Source organism: Nocardia abscessus NBRC 100374 (assembly GCF_000308455.1).
Classification (GTDB): domain Bacteria; phylum Actinomycetota; class Actinomycetes; order Mycobacteriales; family Mycobacteriaceae; genus Nocardia; species Nocardia abscessus.
In genome coordinates this window covers 22,347-45,175 of record NZ_BAFP01000084.1, presented here as the reverse complement: position 1 = coordinate 45,175, position 22,829 = coordinate 22,347, and the positions used below count along the sequence as shown (strand labels likewise).

Genomic DNA, 22,829 nt, shown 5'->3' with positions numbered 1-22,829 from the left:
ACGGCCACGCGGCGGGAGCGTCGCCGGACGAGCCGGCGCGCCCGCATGGCCGCGTCTCCGCGGTCGGCCGTGGCGGAGGACATCGGGAGAGGAATCGAACCTACAGGTCGGAGGGGCTATGCGTCCTGCATCGGATCGCCCGTGTGGCTCAGCGCCGAGGGGGGTAGTCCGAACGTCCGGCGGCAGGTGCGGACGAGATCAGCGTCATCGGTGAAACCCGCCGCGTGCGCCGCGGCGGCGAGATCGTCACCGGCCAGCGCGCGAGTCCGCGCGATGTGCAGCCGAAGCCAGAGGATGTAGCGGCGCAACGGAATCCCCATCTGCTCGGCGAACAGGTGGGACAGCCTGGCGGCCGGAATGCCCAGTTGCCGTGCGACGTCCGAGCCGCGTACCGACCCCTTGCGCACCAGAGCGGGCAGCAAGTGCAAGGCCGCGGTGACCACCGCGTGCCGCTCGCCGGCGCCGGACGCGCCGTCCTGCGGCAGCAGATCGTCGACGACCGCCGTGACCTGCGCGGTCAGGTCGCTGCCACCGGCGGTGAGGCCGAAGGTGTCGGCGCTGCCTGCCCAGCCGTTGACGTGGGCCCTGCGGTCGGCCGCCGCACCGGCGGCGGTCTCGGGGTCGAGGTAGACCGCCGTGCCGTGCGCGGAGCCCACATCGATCCGGTGCGGGGCGTCGGTGGGCACGATGACGTGGGTGCCCTGCCTGCGGACGCCGCTGCCGTCCACCACCACGATCGGGGTGCTCGCGGCGACGATCTGCACCGCGTGGTGCGCGTGCAACTCGGTCGGGCCGATCGATCCGGCGAAGGCCAGAACCCCCGGGCGCAGCAGCGCGACACCCGCGGGCGGTGGTTCGTCCGCTGCGCCGGTGGGCGACATGGAGAAGCCGTTGGTGACCAGAGCCTTCATCATGGGATGCTCCCGGCTGAGACACACGCGCTGAATCCTGGGATGAGCGTATCGGTTTCGCGCGCGCGGCATTCGGAAATCTTCGATTACCGCTCGCCCGGCATCGGGTGGGACATGCCGCCGACCGGTGTCCGAGCCGGGCAGGCGGTCACCTCACCGCCGTATCCCGACCGGATTCCGGGATCGATCATGAGTCCCGCGCTCGATTCCCGGCCCCGGAAGGACGGCGGTCAGCTATCGGTCACGTCGACGCCGCGCCAGAACGCGACATAGCCCTTGATCTGCGCCGCCTTCGTCTTCGGCTCGGGGTAGTACCAGGCGGCGTCGGGATTGCTGTCGCCGTCGACCACCACGGTGTAGTAGCTGGCGGTGCCCTTCCACGGGCAGTAGGTGTGCGTGTCGGTGGGCTGAAGGAATTCCGGTCGGATCGAGTCCGGCGGGAAGTAGTGGTTGCCCTCGACGATGATGGTGTCGTCGCTGGTCGCGAGGACGCGGCCGTGCCAAGTTGCCGTTGCCATCCTTCGATTCTGCCCCAGTTCCCGGCGTCGGCGGCGGCCGAGCGTGCCGGGCCGTGACCAGCCGGTCACCCGGGACGACCGGGCTGCGCCGCCGGCCGGTGGAGTTCGACGGCCAGGGCCACGAGTTCGCTCATGTGCTCGCCGTCGGTTCCGGCGCGCCGCATCGCCTCGGCGACGGGGAAGGTGCGCACCTCGAGGATCTGCTCGCCATCGTCGGGATTGGTCGGCGCGGAGTCGAGCACCACGTCCGCGGTGCACCAGAGCCACGCCTTGTACGGATGCGGCTGCCACTCGCGATGCGGCGCGGGACGATTGCTCGTCGCGTGGTGCGCGCCGAACCATCGAATCGGTCCGACCGGGCGGGCTCCCGCCTCCTCGCGCAATTCCCGGCGCACGCACGCGTCGATGGACTCGCCGCGTTCCCTGGTGCCGCCGGGGAGCAACCAGATGTCGCGATCGTCGCGGCAGAGCACGATTTCGTCGCCGACGAAGCACACGAGATGGATATTGGTGACCAGTTCGTCGGACGGGAGCGTGGTGGAGAAACGCACGTCCATGTCACCCCACTCCCAGTGCGCCGGAGCGTGCAGCAAGGGGTAGCGGTCGGCGAGCGTCACAGCTCGACGGTAGCGGTCGCCGACCGGCGAGTGCACCGGTTTCGTCCGAGCCGTGAGGCGTGCGGGCGCGACAAGTTCTGGGGCTCAACTAAGTTCACCGCTGCGGTGGTGCCGACGGCCGCGGGCCGTCACGGCGGCTTCAGCGTTCCCGGGCCAGCGTGCGGTAGCTCACGTTCCAGAACCACTCCACCGGCCCCCGCTCGAAGCGGCGTAACCACAGGTGTGCCCCGCCTGCGATGATCAGCGCCACCAGCAGATAGACGCCGATGGTGAACGGGACCCGGTCGTCCGGTGAGACCCGCGCGGCGAGCCCGAAACCCCAGCCGTAGCACAGCATCGAAGCCACCAGATTCTGCAGGATGTAGCAGCTGAGCGCGGTGCGGCCGATCTCGGTGAGACGGCGACCGGCGAACCCGGCCCTGGGACGCCGCAGGTACCACTCGGCGACCGCCGCGAGGATGCCGAGGCCGATGAACGGTGCGCTGCCGTAGCGAGTGAACAGGATGAGGTCGCCGCCGCCCGCGATGCCGACCGCCAGATCGATCGGCGCGGCGACGCCGAAGCCGAGGATCATGAGCCGCTTGCGGATCTGTGCGCCTTCCGGGCCGAACACCCCCGCCCGGAACAGTCGCGCGCCGGCCAGGAACAGCGCGACCGACATCGCGAAGACGAAGATCGCCTCCACCCGGAACAGCCCGGCGTTGCCCAGCCGGAACATCACGAGATCCCAGAACGAACCCTCCGCATAGGGATTCGGATCCAGCGCACGAGGCGCCGCGGAGTCCTGTCGCGGTGCGAACGCCATGGCGAGCGCGATCAGCGTCAGCAGGCTCACGTGCACGGTCGCGGCGCCGAGCAGCCAGCGCCGCTGTGCCCGCTCTCCGGTGGCCAGCACGAACGCGACGACGAGTCCGGTCACCGCGTACCCCATCAGGACGTCGAACTCGGCGACGAACACGAAATTCACAAATCCGTCCAACAACAGCAAACCCGCGCGCCACGGGTACTTGCCGGGCCAGCGCCGCCCGGCCTCGGCGGCGGAGCGCTGCTGGATGGCAAGGCCGATGCCGAACATGATGGTGAGCAGCCCCAGGAACTTGCCCTGCGCCAGCTGTTGCAGCACCCGCTCGGTCCACGCCCATCCGCCTGTCTGCCCGCCCAGGTCTCGCAGGTACCCGACCAGCCCCTCCGGGTTGGTCATGATCCAGATGTTGGTGCCGAGGGTGCCCAGGATCGCGATTCCGCGTAGCACGTCCAACGCGACGAGACGGGTGGGCGCCGGCGCCGCGCGGTACTGTTCGATGGTCTCCGCGCGGGGGTCGGCGATCGAATCGGTCATGTCCCGACTATCGCGCCGACCTGCGCCGAAACGGGTCCTCCGGAAGTACCACCTGCGGTATGACATTGGACTCCGCCGGTCGCGACCGGTTCGGGCGGGTGCGTCGCATAGGCTCGACAGCATGCAGCGCATCATCGGAATCGAGGTCGAATACGGCATCTCGACCCCAACCGAGCCGTCGGCCAACCCGATCCTCACCTCGACCCAGGCGGTTCTGGCCTACGCCGCGGCCGAGGGCGTGCCGCGCGCGAAGCGCACCCGCTGGGACTACGAGGTGGAGTCGCCGCTGCGCGACGCGCGTGGATTCGATCTGAGCCGGATGAACGGGCCCGCGCCCGTGATCGACGCCGACGAAGTCGGGGCGGCCAACATGATCCTCACCAACGGCGCCCGGCTCTACGTCGACCACGCGCACCCCGAATACTCCGCGCCGGAGGTCACCGACCCGTTGGACGCGGTGATCTGGGACAAGGCGGGCGAGCGTGTGATGGAGGCCGCCGCGCGGCACGCCTCGAGCGTGCCGGGGGCCCCGCGGCTGCAGCTGTACAAGAACAACGTCGACGGCAAGGGAGCCTCGTACGGCACCCACGAGAACTACCTGATGAGCCGGGACACCCCGTTCAACCAGATCATCGTGGGGCTCACGCCGTTCTTCGTGTCCCGCCAGGTGGTGTGCGGATCCGGCCGGGTCGGCATCGGCCAGTCCGGCGACACCGCGGGCTTCCAGCTGTCCCAGCGCTCGGACTACATCGAGGTCGAGGTCGGCCTGGAGACCACGCTCAAGCGGGGCATCATCAACACCCGCGACGAACCGCACGCCGACGCCGACAAGTACCGCAGGCTGCACGTCATCATCGGCGACGCCAACCTGGCCGAGATGTCGACCTACCTCAAGGTCGGCACCACCGCACTGGTCCTGGACCTGATCGAAGCGGGCGAGGACCTGTCGGACCTGCAGCTGGCCCGCCCGGTCACCGCGGTGCACACGATCAGCCACGACCCGACGCTGCGGGCGACCGTCGCGCTCGCCGACGGCCGCGAACTCACCGGCCTGGCACTGCAGCGCGTCTACCTGGACCGCGTGGTCAAGTTCGTCGACCGCACCGGCAACGACGACAAGCGCGTCCAGGACATCATCGAGAACTGGGCGATGGTGCTCGACCTGCTCGAGCGCGATCCGATGGAGTGCGCGAACCTGCTCGACTGGCCCGCAAAGCTGCGCCTGCTGGAGGGCATGCGCAGCCGCGAGGGGCTCGGCTGGGCCGCCCCCAAGCTGCACCTGATGGACCTGCAGTACTCCGACGTGCGCCTGGACAAGGGCCTCTACAACCGCCTGGTCGCCCGCGGTTCGATGAAGCGGCTGATCAACGAGCAGCAGGTCCTCGACGCGATGACCAACCCGCCCACCGACACCCGCGCCTACTTCCGCGGCGAATGCCTGCGGCGCTTCGGCGCCGACATCGCGGCGGCCAGCTGGGACTCGGTGATCTTCGACCTGGGCGGCGACTCCCTGGTCCGCATCCCCACCCTGGAACCCCGCCGCGGCACCAAGGCCCACGTCGGCAAGCTCCTCGACGGCGTGACCACCGCCGCCGACCTGGTGGAACAGCTGACTACGTAGTCTTCGGCAGCGCCCGCCTGCTCCCCGCCGCCGCACGGCTCATGCCGAGCGACCTCCGCTGGCAACTACGTCACGGACGCGTCGGCCGCTCACCTACGAACCCAGGTCGCGAACAACGATGATCTGCCGCGCGTACACCGGCGGCGTTGTGGTCCCGGTCGTGATCAGGCGTCGTCGACGCTCCGTGCGAGATCAGTGGATGGGCCGATCCGGCTGGATCTCGGCCACATTCAAGTTGCGGCAACTCGGGCGTCGCACTCCACTCAGGAGGGGAGGGTTCGATCCGTTGCTCGGGCACCGGTTCGATCCATCCCGAACGACCGGACCGGAACAACAGAGGCAGACCCTTGGACGTGACGTCCATTGCCCTGCTCGACCACACTGGCCCGACCACCGGTTTCGAGCGAAGCGAGACCGAGCATTGCCCGTTCGCGGCCCGGCTCGCGTCCGAGTGACCGCCGCTTGCTCCTTCGTCGCGTACGCGGCGGTCACTCGGACGCGAGCCATCCAGGGGCCGCGAACACGCCGCGCCCGCGCGGCCAAGGAGAGAGCAAAATAAGCACACTGTCGGTGCTGGTAGGTAGTGTTGAAGGACGAGCACGGACAATGCTCATGATCGGGATCGTGCTCACGATGGGTTCCGGTCATGGTGAGGACAGAGGAGGTCGGCTGCCATGGCACAAGAGCAGACCAAGCGCGCCGGGGGTGGCGACGAGGACGAGGGCCCGGACGGTGTAGATGCCGCCGGTCAGGAGCGCCGCGAGAAGCTGGCGGAGGAAACCGACGACCTGCTCGACGAGATCGATGACGTGCTCGAGGAGAACGCCGAGGACTTCGTCCGCGCGTACGTGCAGAAAGGTGGCCAGTGACAGTCGGTGACCCCTCGCGTCTCCAGCTGGGGTACGCCCTCTCTTCATTCTCCGACTACCTTCGTATGCATGCTCCGGATCTGTTGCCTGCCACCAGGTTCGGACAGGGTGCCGCCGGAATCTCCGGCGGCACTTCCGCGAAGGAGATCGCTCCACACGGCACCACCATCGTCGCGGTGAGTTACCGCGGCGGTGTGCTGATCGCCGGTGACCGGCGCGCCACGCAGGGGAATCTGCTGGCCAGCCGGGATATCGAAAAGGTCTTCATCACCGACAGCTATTCCGCCGCCGGTATCGCGGGTACCGCGGGCATGGCGGTGGAGATGGTGCGGATCTTCGCGGTGGAGCTGGAGCACTACGAGAAGCTCGAGGGCGTGCCGCTGACCTTCGACGGCAAGGCCAACAAGCTGTCGAAAATGGTGCGCGAGAATTTGCCCGCGGCCATGCAGGGTCTGGCGGTGGTGCCGATGCTGGTCGGCTACGACCTGGACGCCACCGATCCGGACAAAGCGGGTCGCATCGTGTCGTTCGATGTGGTGGGTGGACGCAGCGAGGAGCGTTTCGGGTACGCCGCGGTCGGTTCCGGCTCGGTGTTCGCGAAGTCCGCGCTGAAGAAGTTGTACGCCAAGGGAATCGATCAGGAGCGCGCGTTGCGCATCGCCGTCGAGTCGCTGTTCGACGCGGCCGACGACGACACCGCGACGGGCGGCCCGGATCTGGTGCGTGGCATCTTCCCGACGGCGATCGTGATCGATGAGGAGGGTGCGGTGGAGGTGACCGAGTCACGGCTGGCGGAGGTCGCCCGCGGGATCGTCGCCGACCGTGAGGCCGCCGAAGAAGGGATCGCCTGATCATGACGTTGCCGTACTACGCGTCGGCCGAGCAGATCATGCGCGACAAGACCGAGCTTGCGCGCAAGGGCATCGGTCGGGGGCGCAGCGTCGTGGTGCTGACCTACGACAAGGGTGTGCTGTTCGTCGCGGAGAATCCGTCCACGACGCTGCACAAGGTGAGTGAGCTCTACGACCGGGTGGGGTTCGCCGCGGTCGGCAAGTACAACGAGTTCGAGAATCTGCGCAGGGCGGGCATCCTGCAGGCTGACATTCGCGGGTATCAGTACGACCGCCGCGATGTCACCGGTCGTGCGCTGGCCAACGCCTACGCGCAGGCCCTCGGCTCGATCTTCACCGATCAGCTCAAGCCGTACGAGGTGGAGATCTGTGTGGCGGAGGTGGGCTATCCGGAGCAGGCGCCGCAGTCGGTGCTGTACCGGATCACCTTCGACGGGTCGATCGTGGACGAGCGGGAGTTCGTGGTGATGGGCGGCACGACCGAGCCGATCGTCACCGCCTTGAAGTCGTCCTACCAGCCGGGTCTCGACCTGTCCTCCGCGGTCGGCGTCGCGGTGCGCGCGCTGCAGGCGGGCCTGCCGGAAGGCGCGGAGAAGGAGAAGCGGGCGCTGGGCGTGAGTTCGCTCGAGGTCGCGACGCTGGAGCAGGCGCGTCCGCGCCGGGCTTTCCGGCGGGTGGCCAGTGCCGCGCTGGAGCGTCTGCTGAACCCGGCGCAGGAGGCAGGCGCTTCCGCGGCGGAGGAGGGGCCGAAGGACGAGGAGCCCGCGGCGAAGGAGGCTCCGCCGGCGGAGTGATCCGCCGGGGCCGACGAGCTCGGCGGCCCGCGAACGGCGCTTTGTTCGCGGGCCGCATCGGCATGTCCCCAGGTGTGCTTCCTTCGGCGGAAGTGGGGTTTCACCCGGGCAAATTCCGACAAAGCGGGCCAAATCGTTGTGAAGACGTATGCATACGGGTTGTTCGGTGCACCCCGCAAGTCCCTGATATGGCTGTAATGTCGATGGTGTGCAGCGACGAATTATGGGGATCGAGACCGAGTTCGGTGTGACATGCACCTTCCACGGTCACCGTCGACTGTCCCCCGACGAGGTGGCCCGGTATCTGTTCCGCCGGGTGGTGTCCTGGGGCCGTAGCTCGAACGTGTTCCTCCGCAACGGTGCTCGGCTCTACCTCGATGTCGGGTCCCACCCGGAGTACGCGACAGCGGAGTGCGACAATCTGGCGCAGTTGGTGACCCACGACCGTGCGGGCGAGCGGGTCCTCGAAGAGTTGCTGATCGACGCCGAGCAGCGTCTGGCCGAAGAAGGCATCGGCGGCGACATCTACCTGTTCAAGAACAACACCGACTCCGCGGGCAACTCCTACGGCTGCCACGAGAACTTCCTCGTGGTCCGTGCGGGGGAGTTCTCCCGGATCTCCGACGTGCTGTTGCCGTTCCTGGTCACCCGCCAGCTGATCTGCGGTGCGGGCAAGGTGCTGCAGACGCCGAAGGCGGCCACGTTCTGCCTGTCGCAGCGCGCGGAGCACATCTGGGAGGGCGTCTCCTCGGCGACCACCCGCTCGCGGCCGATCATCAACACCCGCGACGAGCCGCACGCCGACGCCGAGAAGTACCGCCGCCTGCACGTGATCGTGGGCGACTCCAACATGTCGGAGACCACCACCATGCTCAAGGTCGGCACGGCCGCCCTGGTGCTGGAGATGATCGAGGCCGGTGTCTCGTTCCGCGACTTCGCGCTGGACAATCCGATCCGCGCGATCCGCGAGGTCTCCCACGACTTGACCGGTCGCCGTCCGGTGCGCCTGGCCGGAGGACGGCAGGCGAGCGCCCTGGACATTCAGCGGGAGTACTACGCCCGTGCCGTGGAGCATCTGCGCAACCGGGACCGCGATCCGCAGATCGACCAGGTGGTCGACCTGTGGGGCCGCACCCTGGACGCGGTGGAGGCGCAGGACTTCGCGAAGGTCGACACCGAGATCGACTGGGTGATCAAGCGCAAGCTGTTCCAGCGCTACCAGGATCGATACGGCATGGAGCTGTCCGATCCGAAGATCGCCCAGCTGGATCTGGCATACCACGACATCAAGCGCGGACGCGGTGTCTTCGACCTGCTCCAGCGCAAGGGTCTGGCCAAGCGCGTCACCGAGGACGAGGCCGTGGACGCCGCGGTGGACACCCCGCCGCAGACCACCAGGGCCAAGTTGCGCGGTGACTTCATCACCGCCGCGCAGGAGGCCGGCCGCGACTTCACCGTCGACTGGGTGCACTTGAAGCTGAACGACCAGGCGCAGCGCACCGTGCTGTGCAAGGACCCGTTCCGCTCGGTCGACGAGCGCGTCGATCGCCTGATCGCGTCCATGTGAGTGCGGCGGGCATGATCGTGGCATGATCATCGCCTTCTCCGTCACACCGCTCGGAACCGGCGTCGACGTCGGACGCGCGGTCGCCGAGGCGGTCCGCGTGGTGCGCGCCAGCGGACTGCCCAACCACACCGATGCCATGTTCACCACCGTCGAGGGCGAATGGGACGAGGTGATGGCCGTGGTGAAACAGGCGACCGATGCCATTCTCGCTGTCGCGCCGCGGTGCAGCCTGGTGTTGAAGGCCGACATCCGGCCCGGTGTGACCGATGCGATCACCGCCAAGGTGGAGAAGGTCGAGCGCTACCTCACCGAGGGTTGATCGCCCGCGCGTTCAAGTGGATGGCGCAGCTCCACCGCTCGAAACCGATCCTGGGTTCGGCTCGGACGCGAGCCACCAGAGGGCCGCGAACACGCCGCGACGAAGTCGCAGCCGAACAATACGTCGCGCCGCCGCGCGCTGGCGCGGGTGCGCAGATTACCCTCTATCGGGTGGCGATATCCAAGGTCGAGCGGCTGATGAATCTGGTCATCGCGCTGCTGTCGACCCGGCAGTTCCTGACCGCGGAGCGGATCCGGGAGAGCGTCGCCGGTTACGAGGACTCCGCCAGCGACGAAGCGTTCAGCCGGATGTTCGAGCGGGACAAGAACGAACTGCGCGACCTGGGCATTCCCCTCGAGGTCGGTCCGGTGAGCCGGTACACGACGATCGAGGGCTACCGGATCAACCGCGACGCCTACGAGCTACCCGACATCGACCTGACCGATCAGGAGGCGGCCGCGGTCGCCGTGGCCGTGCAGATGTGGGAATCGCCCGAGTTGGCCGCCGCGGCGGAGGGCGCGCTGCTCAAACTGCGCGCGGCGGGCATCCATGTGGAGACCGACGCCGCCGTGGCCTCGGTGCCGGCCGTCCCGGCCCGCACCCGTGGCTCGGAACCCGTGCTCGGCAAGCTCCTGGCCGCGATCGACGCGGGCCAGGCGGTGCGGTTCGAGCACCGCACGGCGATCAACGCCCCCTATCTCATGCGCGACGTCGAGCCGTGGGGCGTGGTCACCCACCACGGCCGCTGGTATCTGGTCGGGCACGACCGGGACCGGGACGCGGTGCGCAGTTTCCGTCTGTCCCGGATCGGCGACGACGTGACCGCCTACGGCCCGCGCAACGTCGTGCGAAAGCCGGACGGCGTCGATCTGCGCACCATTGTCGACCAGGTCACCAGCACCGGGCCGGTCAGCGGCTCGGCGACGGTGTGGGTGGCCGAGGGACGGGGACGGGAGATCCGCCGGCTCGGCCAGGTGACCGGTGCGCGCACGGTAGGCGGCCGCGCGGGTGCGGTCGTCGAGCTTCCGGTGCGATCGCGGGACTGGCTGGCCCGGCTCATCACCGGGCTGGGGCCGGATGCCGTGGTGCTGGCCCCGGAGTCGCTACGCACCGATGTCATCGCGCGGCTGCGCTCGGTGTTCGACCGCACGGAGGTGCGAGCATGAGCTCGCGGCTGTCGGTACGTCTTTCCCGGCTGCTGAACATGATCCCGTACCTCATCGCCCATCCCGGTATCAGCGCCGCCGAGGCCGCCGCCGACCTGGGCGTCACCACCAAGCAGCTGATGAGCGACCTCAATCAGCTGTGGATGTGCGGGCTACCCGGGTACGGCCCGGGCGATCTGATCGACCTGTCGTTCTCCGAGGAGAGCATCGAGGTCACCTTCTCCGCAGGCATCGATCGGCCGTTGCGGCTGACCTCCACGGAAGCGACCGCGCTGCTGGTCGCGCTGCGCTCGATCGTGGAGATGCCCGGCATGGTGGACCCGACCGCGGCCCATGCGGCCATCGCGAAGATCGAATCGGCGATCGCGGGTAGCGCGGCCCCCGCCGAGGACGGGCGATCGCGAACGCCGCCGCAGGAGGCGCCCGCGGTGGCCGCGGTGCGCTCGGCGCTGGCGCTGGGCCGGGCGCTGCGGCTGGTGTACTACTCCGCCAGCCGGGACGTGGTGTCCGAACGGATCGTCGACCCGATCCGCATCGTCCTCGTGGACGACAACAGCTATCTGCAAGCCTGGTGCAGGCAGGCCGAGGGAGTGCGGCTGTTCCGCTTCGACCGGATCGAGGCCGCGGCCGAACTGGGCGAGCCCGCCCGGCCGCCCGAGCATGCCACCGAGGCGACGGCGGGCCTGGACCTGTTCCAGGACGACCCCGCGGTTCCGTTGGCGCGCTTGCGGATCCACGCCGACTACGCTTGGGTGCTCGATCAGTACCCGATGCACCGGCTCGCGGTGCACCCCGACGGCAGCCTCGAGGCGACCATGCGGTTCGCCACGCTGGACTGGATGGCGCGCCTGCTGCTCGGCTTCGGGTCGGGCGTCACCGTCCTGGGGCCGCCGGAACTGGTCGCGGCGGTGCGCGAGCGGTCGAATGCCGCGCTGGCCGCCTACGAGGAAGCCGGATACCTGGAGGCCCGATGAAGGACAACGAGGCCCTACCGGCATGAACAGGCGTGTGCTGGTAGTAGGTGCGGGCAGCATCGGCAATTTCGTCGGCGGCAAGCTCGCGGTGGCGGGCGCGGATGTCACCCTGGTCGGCCGGAGACGGGTGCTCGACGAACTCAGCGCGTCCGGGTTGCGGCTCACCGACCTCGACGGCGGGGACGACGCGCTGCCTGCGGACCGGTTCCACGTCGCCACCGAACCCGATGACGTCGGATCGGCCGATCTGGTGCTGGTGACGGTGAAATCGGCGGCGACCGCGGAGGCGGTACGCGAACTGGGTGGCAAGATTCGCCCTGGCACCGTGGTGCTGAGCCTGCAGAACGGTATCGGCAACGACTCGGTGATCCGGGAGATCCTGCCGCACTGTGTGGTCTTGGCGGGCATGGTGATGTTCAACGTTGTGCACCATCCCGGCGGACGCTTCCATCGCGGCACCGAGGGCGGTCTCGCGGTGCAGGACGATCCGGCGCTCGCGCCGTTCCTGGAGGTGTTCGAGCGGACGGGACTCGGCTTGCGCCGGTATCCCGACCTGCGCCCGGTGCAGTGGGCGAAGCTGCTGCTCAACCTCAACAACCCGATCAACGCCCTGTCGGGGCGCCCGCTGCGGGAAGAGCTCGCCGATCGCGACTACCGCCGCTGCCTGGCTCTGACCCAGCGCGAAGCGCTCGCGGTGATGAACAAGGCGCGAATTCGCCCGGCCCGGCTGACGCCGTTGCCGCCCCGCGTGATGGCCACCCTGCTGACCGTCCCCGACGGCCTGTTCCAGCGCGTGGCCAGGCAGGTGCTGGCCATTGATCCGATGGCGCGTTCGTCCATGGCCGACGATCTCGAGCTGGGCCGCACGACCGAAATCTCCTGGCTGTGCGGGGAAATCGTCGGACTGGGCGCGATGGTCGGGATGCCGACGCCGGTGAATCAGCGGCTGATCGAATTGATCGTCGCCGCCGAGCAGGGCGACCGGCGCGCGTGGACCGGTCGCGAACTGCTCGGGCAGTTGCGGGCCGCCGCGGCGGGCAGCGGGCCAGAACGCCGGGCGAACGAGCGGTGACGGCGGCGTTCGCGCACGTCACGGTCCGGTAGCATCGAAATATCACAGTCTTGGGAGGTAGATCATGGGCAGTCTGAGCATCTGGCACTGGCTGATCATTGCGGTGGTTTTCGTGATGTTCTTCGGCGCGAAGCGGATGCCCGACGCGGCCCGCAGCCTGGGCCGATCGTTGCGCATCTTCAAGAGCGAGGTGAGCCAGATGCACAACGAGAGCAACGCGTCCGATTCCGGCGCGTCCGCTCAGCAGCCCGCGCCGCAGTTGCCCGCCGCGCAGCAGCCGACGCCGTCGGTCACCGAGCCCCGCACCGAGCAGAAGTCGGTCTGAGCGGATCCGCTCGCGCCGGAGTGAGGAAGAACTCACTCCGGACCTAGTGCTGTTGCCGAGCTGAGCGAGGCACTCAACCCAGGGGCGATCACCAACCATGCGAATCCCGTTCGATCCGCGGCGTAGCAAGCGCAGGACCAATCCCGACGGCACGATGTCGTTGGTCGAGCATCTGCAGGAGTTGCGGTACCGGTTGCTGGTGTCGATCGCCGCGGTGATCGCGACGACGGTGCTGGGATTCCTGTGGTACGCGCACGGGTTCCTCGGCGTCGACAGCCTCGGTGAGATTCTGCGGGGACCGTATTGCTCGCTGCCCGCTTCGGCGCGTGCGACATTGAGCCCGGACGGCGAGTGCCGTCTGTTGGCGACCGCGCCGTTCGAGCAGTTCACGTTGCGGTTGAAGGTCGGTATGACCGCGGGCGTGGTGCTGGCGGCGCCGATCTGGCTGTATCAGCTGTGGGCGTTCATCACCCCGGGCTTGTACGCCAAGGAACGCAAGTACGCGATCTGGTTCGTGTCCTCGGGCACGGTGTTGTTCGCCGCGGGCGCGGTGCTGGCGTATGTGGTGATCGCGCACGCGTTGAGTTTCTTGCTGACCATCGGCGACAACGTGCAGATCACGGCGTTGAGCGGATCGCAGTACTTCAGCTTCATCCTGCAGTTGCTGATCATCTTCGGCGTCAGTTTCGAGACGCCGTTGCTGATCATCGGGTTGAACCTGGTTGGCGTGCTGACCTATCAGCGGTTGAAGGCGTGGCGGCGGGGGATCACGTTCGGATTGTTCGTGTTCGCGGCGATCGTGACGCCGCAGGATCCGTTCTCGATGTTGGCGCTGGCGTTTGCGCTGACGGTGTTGTTCGAAGTGGCGATCCAGTTCTCCCGGGTCAACGACCTGCGCCGGGCGCGTAAGGAGCGCGAGGGCTTGGGCGCGCTGTCGGACGAGGAGGCTTCCGAGCTGGGTGGGCCGGAGCCGATCGATCCGGCCGAATCGGTCTCCACGCCCGCCGAGAAATCCACACGACCGGTGTCGGACTACTCCGATACGCTCTGACGAGTGACAGATGACCGGTCGCGGACGGGCGAGTTGGACGTATTTTCCGCCGAACTGAAGTTCCAGCTGGATCCGTTTCAGCGCGATGCCTGTGCGGCGCTCGAAGAAGGCCACAGCGTCCTGGTCTGCGCCCCGACGGGCGCGGGAAAGACGGTCGTCGGCGAATTCGCCGTCCACCTGGCGCTGGCCGCGGGCGGCAAGTGCTTCTACACCACACCCATCAAGGCGCTGTCGAACCAGAAGTTCGCCGACCTGACCGAGCGTCACGGTCGGGACAGCGTCGGATTGCTGACCGGCGACCAGTCGATCAATCCGGACGCGCCGGTGGTCGTGATGACCACCGAGGTGCTGCGCAACATGCTCTACGCGTCCTCGGACGCGCTGCGCGGATTGTCCTACGTCGTGATGGACGAGGTGCACTACCTGGCCGACCGCTTCCGCGGCGCCGTGTGGGAGGAGGTCATCCTGCACCTGCCGCCCGACGTGCGGTTGGTCAGCCTGTCGGCCACCGTCAGCAACGCCGAGGAGTTCGGCGCCTGGATGGAGACCGTGCGCGGCGACACCGCGGTGGTGGTCGACGAGACCAGGCCGGTGCCGCTGTGGCAGCACGTCATGGTGGGTCGGCGGATGTTCGACCTGTTCGACACCAAATCGACCGACCAGAAGGTGCTCGTCGACGAAGACCTGGTGCGGTTCATCCGTCAGCGGGAGGCCACCGACCGGATGAACAGCTGGGGCGCCCCGCGCAACGGCCGCGGCGGACCGCGCCGGGATTTCCGTCCGCTGCCGAGGCCGGAGGTGCTTGCGAAACTGGACGACGAGGGCCTGCTGCCTGCGATCACGTTCATCTTCAGCCGGGCGGGTTGCGACGGTGCGCTCGCACAGTGCCTGCGGTCACGGCTGGATCTGAGCCGTCCGGAAGAGCGCGACGAGGTCGACGCGATCATCGACAAGCACACCGGCGATCTGCCGAAGTCCGATCTGGAGGTGCTCGGCTACTGGGAGTGGCGCGAGGCGCTGCACCGCGGCCTGGCCGCGCATCACGCCGGAATGCTGCCCGCGTTCCGGCACACCGTCGAGGAACTGTTCGTCAACGGGCTGGTGCGCGCTGTCTTCGCCACCGAGACGCTGGCCCTGGGCATCAACATGCCCGCGCGCACGGTGGTGCTGGAACGGCTGGTCAAGTTCAACGGTGAGTCGCACGCCGAGCTCACGCCGGGGGAGTACACCCAGCTGACCGGGCGCGCCGGGCGGCGCGGCATCGACGTCGAAGGCCACGCGGTGGTGCTGTGGCAGCCCGAGGTGGACACCAGCGCGGTCGCCGGTCTGGCCTCGACCCGCACCTATCCACTGCGCAGCTCGTTCCGGCCGGGCTACAACATGTCGATCAACCTGATCGACCGGATGGGCGCCGACGAATCGCGCGCCCTGCTGGAGCGATCGTTCGCCCAGTTCCAGGCGGACCGGTCGGTGGTCGGGTTGGTGCGCGGCATCGAACGCAACGACGCCGCGCTGCGCAAGCTGCGTGATCAGCTCGGCGGGGCGGAAGGCGGGTTCCTGGAGTACCTGTCGCTGCGTGAGCGGATCAAGCAGCGGGAGCGGCAGCTGTCCCAGCAGAGCCGTGCCGACCGCCGGGGCGCCGCGGTGGACGCGCTCGGCGCGCTGCGGCGCGGTGACGTGGTGGCGATTCCCTCCGGCCGCCGCGCCGGGCTCGCGGTGATCCTGGAGCCGGACGCGACGCCGGGTGATCCGCGGCCGCTGGTGCTCACCGAGGACAAGTGGGCAGGGCGGGTGTCGGTCGCCGACTTCCCGGTGCCCGCCGAGGCGCTCGGGCACATGCGGCTGCCGCGCCGGGTGGACCATCGCACCGCGCGCACCCGCCGCGATCTGGCCTCCGCGCTGCGCAGCACCGGCATTTCGGTGCCCGGCCGGCCCCGGCGCGGCAGGCAGTCCGCCGCGGCCGACGACCGGGAACTGGCCACGCTGCGCCGCACCCTGCGCGCGCATCCGGCGCACGCGCGACCCGATCGCGAGCAACTGTCCCGGGTGGGCGAGCGGTACAACCGGTTGCAGCGCGAAACGGAAGCAATGCGCCAGAAGGTTGCCGCGACCACCAATTCGCTGGCGCGCACGTTCGACCGGATCCTCGGCCTGCTGGAGGAACGCGGATTCGTGCACGAGAGCGAGGTGACCCCGGACGGACGCCGGCTGGCCCGCATCTACGCCGAAAGCGATCTGCTGGTCGCCGAATGCCTCCGGAAGGGGCTGTGGCGCGGCCTCGGCGCGGCCGAACTGGCCGGCGTGGTGTCGATCCTGGTGTACGAATCCCGCCAGGAGGGCGGATATCTCGGCGCGAGCGGACCGACGGCGCCGATCCGGCGAGCGGTCGGCGCGACCATCGGGGTCTGGTCCGAGCTGCGGTCCGACGAAGCGCGGCACAAGCTGCCGCCGACCAGGGAACCCGATCTGGGCTTCGTCGACGGTGTCTACAAATGGGCACGCGGGGACGGGTTGGCCGAGTCGTTGCTCGCCAGCGGCGACCAGGGCGCGCCGCTGTCGGCCGGTGACTTCGTGCGCTGGTGCAGACAGGTGATCGATCTGCTCGATCAGATCCACGGCACCGCCGACGACCCGGAGATCGCCGCCACCGCGGCCAAGGCGGTGCGGGCGATCCGGCGCGGTGTCGTGGCGGTGGACGCCGCCTGACCGGTGTCGCGACCGGCCCGGCGGCGGCAATAGCAACACGGCGGATTCGATTGTGATTTGATTTCTTTCGCGTACCGACCGTGGCGGAGTAGTCGTGTCATGCGACGAGGCCCACGCGGGGGGCTACCGTGTGTACAACGATGCGAGTGGAGGCAAGCAGATGAGCGGCCCGTACGGACCGAACGACCCCGGGGAGGGACGCAACGATCCCACCCAGCAGTGGGGTGGACAGCAGGCGCCGGGCGGGGCCGGTCCCACGCAGCAGTGGGGTGGTCAGCCGCAGACCCCGGCCTCGGCCCAGCCGACCCAGCACTGGGGCGACCAGCAACCGCAGCAGCAGTGGAACCAGCAGCAGCCGCCCCAGCAGCCGTGGGGTCAGCAACCCCAGCAGCCCCAGCAGCCGCAGTGGGGCCAGCAACCGCAGCAGCAGTGGGGCCAGCAACCGCAGCAGGACTGGGGTCAGCAGGGCCAGCAGCCGCAGTGGGGGCAGCAGCCGCAGCAGCCACAGCCGCAGTGGGGCGCTCCCGGCCAGCAACCGCCGCAGCAGGGTGGCAAGGGCAAGGGCCTGATCATCGGCCTGTCCGTACTCGGCGTCGCGGTGGTCGGCGCGATCGTCGCGCTCGTGCTCGTGCTGACCGCCAAGGACCAACTCGACCAGGCCGCGGTGCAGGACGGCGTGAAGAAGGTGCTGTCGGACTCCTACGGCATCCAGGACATCAGCGATGTCTCCTGCCCGTCCGGCCAAGAGGTCAAGGTCGACGCCACCTTCGAATGCAGCGTGAAGGTCAGCGGCGAGGCCAAGACGGTGTCCATCAAGATCACCAAGGACGACGGCACCTACGAGGTCGGTCGCCCGAGCTAGCTTGGTCAAGGGCGCGCATCCGAGCGGCCGCCGCTTGCTCCTACGTCGCCTACGCGACTGCCACTCGGACGCGAGCCGGGCTGTGTTGGTTTTTCCAGCGCCTGCGGCACTGGGTGTTCGCGGCCCCCTGATGGCTCGCGTCCGAGCGACCGCCGCTTGCTCCTTCTTCGCGTACGCGGCGGCCACTCGAACGCGAGCCGGGCCGCGAACGGCGCATGCTAGGTCTCGCTTCGCTCGAAACCGGGAGCTGAGCCGGTGTGGTTGCGTGTGGCGGATAGTCGCGCTGCCAGGGGTGTCGCTGTAGAGACCGACGTGGGAGGGACGCTGATGACCGGCGCGTGCTCGGTCTCGCTTCGCCGCTGAATCGGCTCCTTGTGACGCGAGCGGTGGGCCTGGTGTTCCCGCGTCAGGCGGTGCGTGCGGCGAGTGCCGTGATCAAGCGGGTGACCGGGCTCTCGGCGTTGTAGGCGGTGGCGAGGGCGCGCAGCCGGTCCGTGTCGGCCGGTTCGGTGGGGAGGACGTCGCTTCGGGACAAGGTCACCTCGGCGTCGCAGACCACCCGGACGACCGGCGCGGCGGCCTTCAAGTAGTCTCCGGCGGCGCGCAGCCGGGCGCGCACGCTCTGCGCCAGGTCGGCGTCGGGATCCTCGACGGCCGCGACCAGGGCGTCCAGCGAGCCGAAGCGGGAGATCAGCGTGGAGGCGGATTTCTCGCCGATGCCGGCCACCCCGGGCAGGCCGTCGGAGGCGTCACCACGCAGTGTGGCCATGTCGGCGTAGGCCGGGCCCGCGTTGCGCAGCGGCACACCGTACTTCGCCGAGACCTCGGCCGGGCCGAACAGTTCTGCCTTGGCCAGGCCACGTCCGGCATAGAGCACCCGCACCTGGGGTGTGGGCTCGTCCCGGACGAGCTGCAGCAAGTCGCGGTCACCGCTGACCACGACGACCTCGTCGGTGCGCTCGCGGGTCGCCAGGGTGCCCAGCACGTCGTCGGCCTCCAGCCCGTCCGCGCCGCCGGTCGCGATGCCCGCCGCGTCGAGCACCTCCAGGATCATCTCGACCTGGGGGGTGAGCCGGTCGGGAACGCTCTCGGCGCCGGGAGCGGCCTCCGCCGAGGTATCCAACCGGTGTGCCTTGTAGGACGGCACCAGATCGACCCGATAGGCCGGGCGCCAGTCCAGATCCAGGCACACCACCAGCCTGCTCGGGGCGAACTTGGTGATCAGCGACGCGACCATGTCGGTGAAACCACGCAGCGCGTTCACCGAGCGGCCATCGGGCGCGGTGATCTTGTCGGGGATGGCGTGGAAGGCGCGGAACCACAGACTGGCTCCGTCCAACAGCAACAGGGGCCCACCGGCAGCAGAGGTCACGCGCTGAGGCTACTCGCTCGCACCGACACCGCCCCGCGAAGTTCGGCGTTCATCGGTCACGCGTGCCGGGTAACGTCGGACGAATGAGCTCGCATACGGATTCCAGGTTCGCGGCGGACGTCTACGGTGCACGGCTGGAGCGTGCGGTGGAACTGATGCGGGCCGCCCACCTCGACGCGTTGCTGATCACTCCCGGGCCGGACCTGCGCTACCTGATCGGCTCGGCGGCCGAGTCGTTCGAGCGGCTGACCTGCCTGGTGATTCCGGCGGACGGCGCGCCCGCGTCGGTGGTGATCCCGAAACTGGAACTGGCGTCGCTGGACGCCTCGGCGGCGGGTGAACTGGGTCTGCAAGTGCTGGACTGGGTGGACGGCACCAACCCGTACGCCCTGGTGAAGTCCACACTGCATGTCGGCTCCCGGGTGGCCGTGGCCGATGTCATGCCCGCACTGCATCTGCTCCCGCTGGCCGAGTCGTTCACCGGTCTGCCGGTGTCCGCCACCCCGGTCCTGCGCGAGCTGCGCATGATCAAGGACGCCGCCGAGGTGGACGCGCTGCGCCGGGCGGGCGCCGCGATCGACCGGGTGCACGCGCGGATGGGCGAGTTCTTGCAGGTGGGGCGCACCGAGGCGGAGGTCGGGCGCGACATCGAGGCCGCGATCGTGGCGGAGGGGCACACCGAGGCGGCGTTCGTCATCGTCGGCAGCGGTCCGCACGGGGCGGACCCGCATCACGGGGTCTCCGAGCGCCGTCTCGAGGCCGGGGACATGGTGGTCGTCGACATCGGCGGCCCCGTCGAACCCGGGTACTACTCCGACTCCACCCGCACCTACGTCCTGGGCGAGCCCGCCCCCGAGGTGGCCGCCCGGTATGCCGAACTGGAGAGCGCGCAGGCGGCGGCGGTCGCGGCCGTCCGCCCGGGCGTCACCGCGGCCGCGGTCGACGCCGCGGCGCGAAACCCCCTGACCGAAGCGGGTTTCGGGCACGCCTTCGTGCACCGCACCGGCCACGGCATCGGCCTGTCGGTGCACGAGGAGCCCTACATCGTCGCGGGCAACGACCTCGTCCTGCAATCCGGCATGGCCTTCAGCGTCGAGCCCGGCATCTACTTCCGTGGCGAGTGGGGCGCGCGCATCGAGGACATCGTGGTCGTCACCGACGACGGCGGCGAGTCCTTGAACAAGCGGCCGCACGGTCTCGCGGTTTTGTGATCGACGGTTGACGACCGAGGGCGTCGCGGCCGGGCTATGCGGCGCGCGGCGCAGACCTTACGCGCCGACGCCGTTCCCGCGGGCTTCGCCGTCCGCGGTCGGCGCGATGAGCGTGCTGCTGGACAGGACGCGCCGGACCTGGATGGCGATCACCACACGCGTCGGGTTCTCCCGCGGCACGCGGTAACGACCGGCGTACCGCTCGACCGCCTCGGCGACGTCGTCCGGGGCGTCCAGGACGGTCGCCGGACCCTCCAAGGTGATCCACCGGATCCCGTCGACCTGGCTGACCGCCGCGTAGCCGGAGCGGCGCACATTGCGTACTTTCACCGACCCGTCGTTGGTGATCACGCGCGCGATCCCGGCTTCCCGGTCCCAGGTGAACCCCACCGCCACCACGTGCGGCGTTCCGTCCGCCCGCAACGTCGTCAGCGTGGCGAGGTGCCGTTCGGCGACGAACTCGAGGGCGGCGGGCGACAACTCAGCGGTACTCGTCGGCATCTTCCGACCGTAGCCTCCGGCACCGCTGCACGTTTCGGCAGCCCGACCGTGACGAGGACCCGCGCGCGGGTGAGTGCTGAGCGGCCACACCCGTGGCAATGACAGACTGAGGCGCATGGGAACGCGTGGATTGGCCGACGGGACCGTACTGCTGCTGGGCGGGCGGAGCGAGATCGGGCTCGAAGTAGCGCGGCGGCTGGCGCCCGGGCGAGCGGTGATTCTCGCGGCCCGGCGCAGCGGCGAGCTGGAGGCGCAGCAAGCGCAACTCACCGCCGCGGGCGCGAGCGACGTGCACACCGTCGAATTCGACGCCGACGACACCGCGAGTCATCCGGCGCTGCTGGAGAAGATCGACGCGGAGCACGGGCCGATCGGCATCGCGGTGCTGGCCTTCGGCGTGCTCGGCGACCAGCAGCGCGCCGAGCGGGATCCCGCCCACGCGGCGGCGATCCTGCACACCGACTTCGTCGCCCAGGCCAGTGTGCTCACCACCTTGGCGAATCTGCTGCGCACGCGCGGCGCGGGACAGATCGTGGTGTTCAGCTCGGTCGCGGGCGTGCGGGTCCGCCGCGCCAACTACGTCTACGGATCGGCCAAAGCGGGACTCGACGGGTTCGTCTCGGGTCTGGCGGACGCGTTGCACGGCAGCGGGGTTCGGTTGCTCCTGGTGCGACCCGGGTTCGTCATCGGGCGGATGACCGAGGGAATGTCGCCCGCTCCCTTCTCCAGCACGCCGGACCAGGTAGCCGATGCTGTGGTCGAAGGTCTGCGCCGGGGCGCGAGCCGAATCTGGGTGCCGCGGATCCTGCGACCGGTGTTCTTCGCGATGCGCCTGCTGCCGCAAGCGATCTGGCGTCGGATGCCCCGGTGAGCACCGCACCCGTGCCGTGGACCGGCGCGCCGATCGCGGTGGTCGGCATCGGCGCCGACGGCTGGGACGGTCTCGGTCGCGCCGCGCGGGACGCCGTCGGCGATGCCGAGATTCTGTTCGGTTCCGCGCGCCAGCTCGATCTCGTGCCGCCCGGTGTCGCGGCGCGGCGGGTGCGGTGGCCGTCGCCGTTGGTGCCCGCCCTGCCCGGGCTGCTCGAAGAGCACGCCGGCGCGCGGCTGTGCGTCCTGGCCAGCGGCGATCCGATGTTCTACGGGATCGGGGTCACCTTGGCCCGGCTGCTCGGCGCACCCGCGCTGCGAGTGCTGCCGCAGCCGTCGTCGGCCTCGCTGGCCTGCGCCCGGCTGGGGTGGGCGCTGCCCGAGACACCGGTGGTCAGCGTGGTGGGGCGTCCGCTGGTGACGGTGCTGCCGGAACTGGCCGACCGCAGGCGGCTGCTGGTGCTCAGCGCCGACGAGCACACACCCCGGGAGCTGGCAGCCTTACTGGGTCGGCAGGGTTTCGGCGGGTCCGAACTGACGGTCCTCGAGCAACTCGGTGGTCGCGCCGAACGTCACCGCGCCGGAATCGCGAAGCAGTGGGAACACCCGCCGGGCGACCCGCTGAACATCGTGGCGGTCACCTGCGCGGCCGACCCGGGATTCGCGCGTGCCACCCGCCTGCCCGGCTTGCCGGACGAATTGTTCGGCGGTGACGGCCAGCTCACCAAACACGAGATCCGCGCGCTGACGCTGGCGGCGCTGGCGCCGGCTCCGGGCGAGCTGCTGTGGGACGTCGGCGGCGGCTCGGGCAGTATCGCCATCGAATGGTGCCGGGCGCATCCGGGCAATCGGGCCGTCGCGTTCGAGCGGCTCGAGCGCAGGCGGCAGCAGATCGCCGACAACGCCACCGCTCTGGGCGTGCCGCACATCCTGGTGCGCGGCGAGGTGCGCGCCGAAGTCGCCGCCGACGCCGGAATCGCCGCGCCCGACGCGATTTTCGTCGGCGGGGGCCTGACCCAGGATGGCGTGCTCGAGACATGCTGGGCGCAGCTGCGTCAGGGCGGCAGGCTCGTCGCGAACGCGGTGACCGCCGAATCCGAATCGCTGCTGCTCAGCTGGTCGAGCGCCCAGGGCGGCGTTTTGCGTAAGTTCCAGATCTATCGCGGGGAACCCTTGGGCTCCTTCACCGCGTGGCGTCCCCAGCTTCCGGTGGCGCAGTGGTCGGTGGTGAAACCCGCCACGGGGTTCCCCGCTGAGGGGTGAACACGTTACCGGTCACGCGGTAGGGTCGGGGCCGAGTTCCGATCATGGTC

22 protein-coding genes are annotated in these 22,829 nt (G+C 69.4%); 16 read left to right on the top strand and 6 right to left on the bottom strand.

Translation table 11 applies throughout. The features are described from left to right. Positions 1-116: 116 nt before the first annotated feature. The 4 genes from ON19_RS16775 to ON19_RS16760 form a co-directional block, all read right to left on the bottom strand. A complete protein-coding gene (locus ON19_RS16775) occupies positions 117-914 on the bottom strand; it encodes an AraC family transcriptional regulator (RefSeq protein WP_306307047.1) in 798 nt (265 codons plus the stop codon). Between the two features lie 227 nt (positions 915-1,141). Beyond that, the gene (locus tag ON19_RS16770) at positions 1,142-1,429 is read right to left on the bottom strand and encodes a DUF427 domain-containing protein (protein ID WP_043692968.1); all 288 of its coding nucleotides are present in this window, start codon (positions 1,427-1,429) and stop codon (positions 1,142-1,144) included. Between the two features lie 65 nt (positions 1,430-1,494). Further along, the gene (locus ON19_RS16765) at positions 1,495-2,046 is read right to left on the bottom strand and encodes an NUDIX domain-containing protein (RefSeq protein ID WP_218006439.1); all 552 of its coding nucleotides are present in this window, start codon (positions 2,044-2,046) and stop codon (positions 1,495-1,497) included. Between the two features lie 139 nt (positions 2,047-2,185). After that, positions 2,186-3,385, bottom strand: a complete 1,200-nt coding sequence (locus ON19_RS16760) for a DUF418 domain-containing protein (protein WP_083899433.1) — start codon at positions 3,383-3,385, stop codon at positions 2,186-2,188. Between the two features lie 121 nt (positions 3,386-3,506). Between ON19_RS16760 and dop the strand changes: the two genes are divergently transcribed. From dop to ON19_RS39005, 13 genes are all read left to right on the top strand, one after another. Continuing rightward, entirely contained in the window at positions 3,507-5,006 is a 1,500-nt protein-coding gene (dop, locus tag ON19_RS16755) for a depupylase/deamidase Dop (protein WP_043692966.1), read from the top strand. A gap of 674 nt (positions 5,007-5,680) precedes the next feature. Further along, entirely contained in the window at positions 5,681-5,875 is a 195-nt protein-coding gene (locus ON19_RS16750) for a ubiquitin-like protein Pup (RefSeq protein WP_014986166.1), read from the top strand. Next, positions 5,872-6,726, top strand: coding sequence for a proteasome subunit beta (prcB, locus tag ON19_RS16745; protein WP_043692963.1), 855 nt, complete (start codon positions 5,872-5,874; stop codon positions 6,724-6,726). Before ON19_RS16750 ends, prcB begins: the two co-directional genes overlap by 4 nt. Positions 6,727-6,728: 2 nt before the next feature. After that, positions 6,729-7,520, top strand: a complete 792-nt coding sequence (prcA, locus tag ON19_RS16740) for a proteasome subunit alpha (protein ID WP_043692960.1) — start codon at positions 6,729-6,731, stop codon at positions 7,518-7,520. Between the two features lie 208 nt (positions 7,521-7,728). Beyond that, on the top strand, positions 7,729-9,087 hold the full coding sequence (pafA, locus tag ON19_RS16735; RefSeq protein ID WP_174186519.1) for a Pup--protein ligase: 1,359 nt from the start codon (positions 7,729-7,731) through the stop codon (positions 9,085-9,087). Between the two features lie 22 nt (positions 9,088-9,109). Then, positions 9,110-9,406, top strand: coding sequence for a thiamine-binding protein (locus tag ON19_RS16730; RefSeq protein WP_043692955.1), 297 nt, complete (start codon positions 9,110-9,112; stop codon positions 9,404-9,406). Positions 9,407-9,576: 170 nt separating this feature from the next. Continuing rightward, positions 9,577-10,572 carry a helix-turn-helix transcriptional regulator gene (locus ON19_RS16725; RefSeq protein WP_086006654.1) on the top strand — a complete coding sequence of 332 codons (996 nt, stop codon included), beginning with the start codon at positions 9,577-9,579 and terminating at the stop codon, positions 10,570-10,572. After that, the gene (locus ON19_RS16720; protein ID WP_043692947.1) at positions 10,569-11,546 is read left to right on the top strand and encodes a helix-turn-helix transcriptional regulator; all 978 of its coding nucleotides are present in this window, start codon (positions 10,569-10,571) and stop codon (positions 11,544-11,546) included. Before ON19_RS16725 ends, ON19_RS16720 begins: the two co-directional genes overlap by 4 nt. A gap of 22 nt (positions 11,547-11,568) precedes the next feature. Next, positions 11,569-12,618: a 2-dehydropantoate 2-reductase gene (locus ON19_RS16715; protein WP_043692945.1), complete on the top strand. Its 1,050-nt coding sequence runs from the start codon at positions 11,569-11,571 to the stop codon at positions 12,616-12,618. A 64-nt stretch (positions 12,619-12,682) separates the two neighbouring features. After that, the gene (gene tatA / locus ON19_RS16710) at positions 12,683-12,943 is read left to right on the top strand and encodes a Sec-independent protein translocase subunit TatA (RefSeq protein ID WP_043692941.1); all 261 of its coding nucleotides are present in this window, start codon (positions 12,683-12,685) and stop codon (positions 12,941-12,943) included. 97 nt (positions 12,944-13,040) lie between these two features. Beyond that, the gene (gene tatC, locus ON19_RS16705; RefSeq protein ID WP_043692936.1) at positions 13,041-13,994 is read left to right on the top strand and encodes a twin-arginine translocase subunit TatC; all 954 of its coding nucleotides are present in this window, start codon (positions 13,041-13,043) and stop codon (positions 13,992-13,994) included. Between the two features lie 3 nt (positions 13,995-13,997). Then, the gene (locus ON19_RS16700) at positions 13,998-16,700 is read left to right on the top strand and encodes a DEAD/DEAH box helicase (RefSeq protein ID WP_043692933.1); all 2,703 of its coding nucleotides are present in this window, start codon (positions 13,998-14,000) and stop codon (positions 16,698-16,700) included. Between the two features lie 160 nt (positions 16,701-16,860). Beyond that, positions 16,861-17,562 (top strand): DUF4333 domain-containing protein, encoded by a 702-nt coding sequence (locus ON19_RS39005; protein WP_051168977.1) that lies wholly within the window; start codon positions 16,861-16,863, stop codon positions 17,560-17,562. A gap of 406 nt (positions 17,563-17,968) precedes the next feature. Here the strand turns inward: ON19_RS39005 and ON19_RS16690 are convergent, their stop codons facing one another. Next, entirely contained in the window at positions 17,969-18,934 is a 966-nt protein-coding gene (locus ON19_RS16690) for a 5'-3' exonuclease (RefSeq protein WP_043692930.1), read from the bottom strand. A gap of 83 nt (positions 18,935-19,017) precedes the next feature. On the opposite strand from ON19_RS16690, the gene ON19_RS16685 reads away from it, so the two are divergent. Next, positions 19,018-20,145: a M24 family metallopeptidase gene (locus tag ON19_RS16685; protein ID WP_043692927.1), complete on the top strand. Its 1,128-nt coding sequence runs from the start codon at positions 19,018-19,020 to the stop codon at positions 20,143-20,145. A 57-nt stretch (positions 20,146-20,202) separates the two neighbouring features. Here the strand turns inward: ON19_RS16685 and ON19_RS16680 are convergent, their stop codons facing one another. Then, positions 20,203-20,646 (bottom strand): PPOX class F420-dependent oxidoreductase, encoded by a 444-nt coding sequence (locus ON19_RS16680; RefSeq protein ID WP_051168976.1) that lies wholly within the window; start codon positions 20,644-20,646, stop codon positions 20,203-20,205. 115 nt (positions 20,647-20,761) lie between these two features. Between ON19_RS16680 and dprE2 the strand changes: the two genes are divergently transcribed. Both dprE2 and cbiE read left to right on the top strand, forming a co-directional pair. Further along, positions 20,762-21,517, top strand: coding sequence for a decaprenylphospho-beta-D-erythro-pentofuranosid-2-ulose 2-reductase (gene dprE2, locus ON19_RS16675; RefSeq protein ID WP_043692925.1), 756 nt, complete (start codon positions 20,762-20,764; stop codon positions 21,515-21,517). Beyond that, complete coding sequence (gene cbiE, locus ON19_RS16670) at positions 21,514-22,779, top strand: precorrin-6y C5,15-methyltransferase (decarboxylating) subunit CbiE (RefSeq protein ID WP_227954711.1); 1,266 nt, start codon at positions 21,514-21,516, stop codon at positions 22,777-22,779. The genes dprE2 and cbiE overlap by 4 nt, the downstream gene beginning before the upstream one ends. Positions 22,780-22,829: the final 50 nt, after the last annotated feature.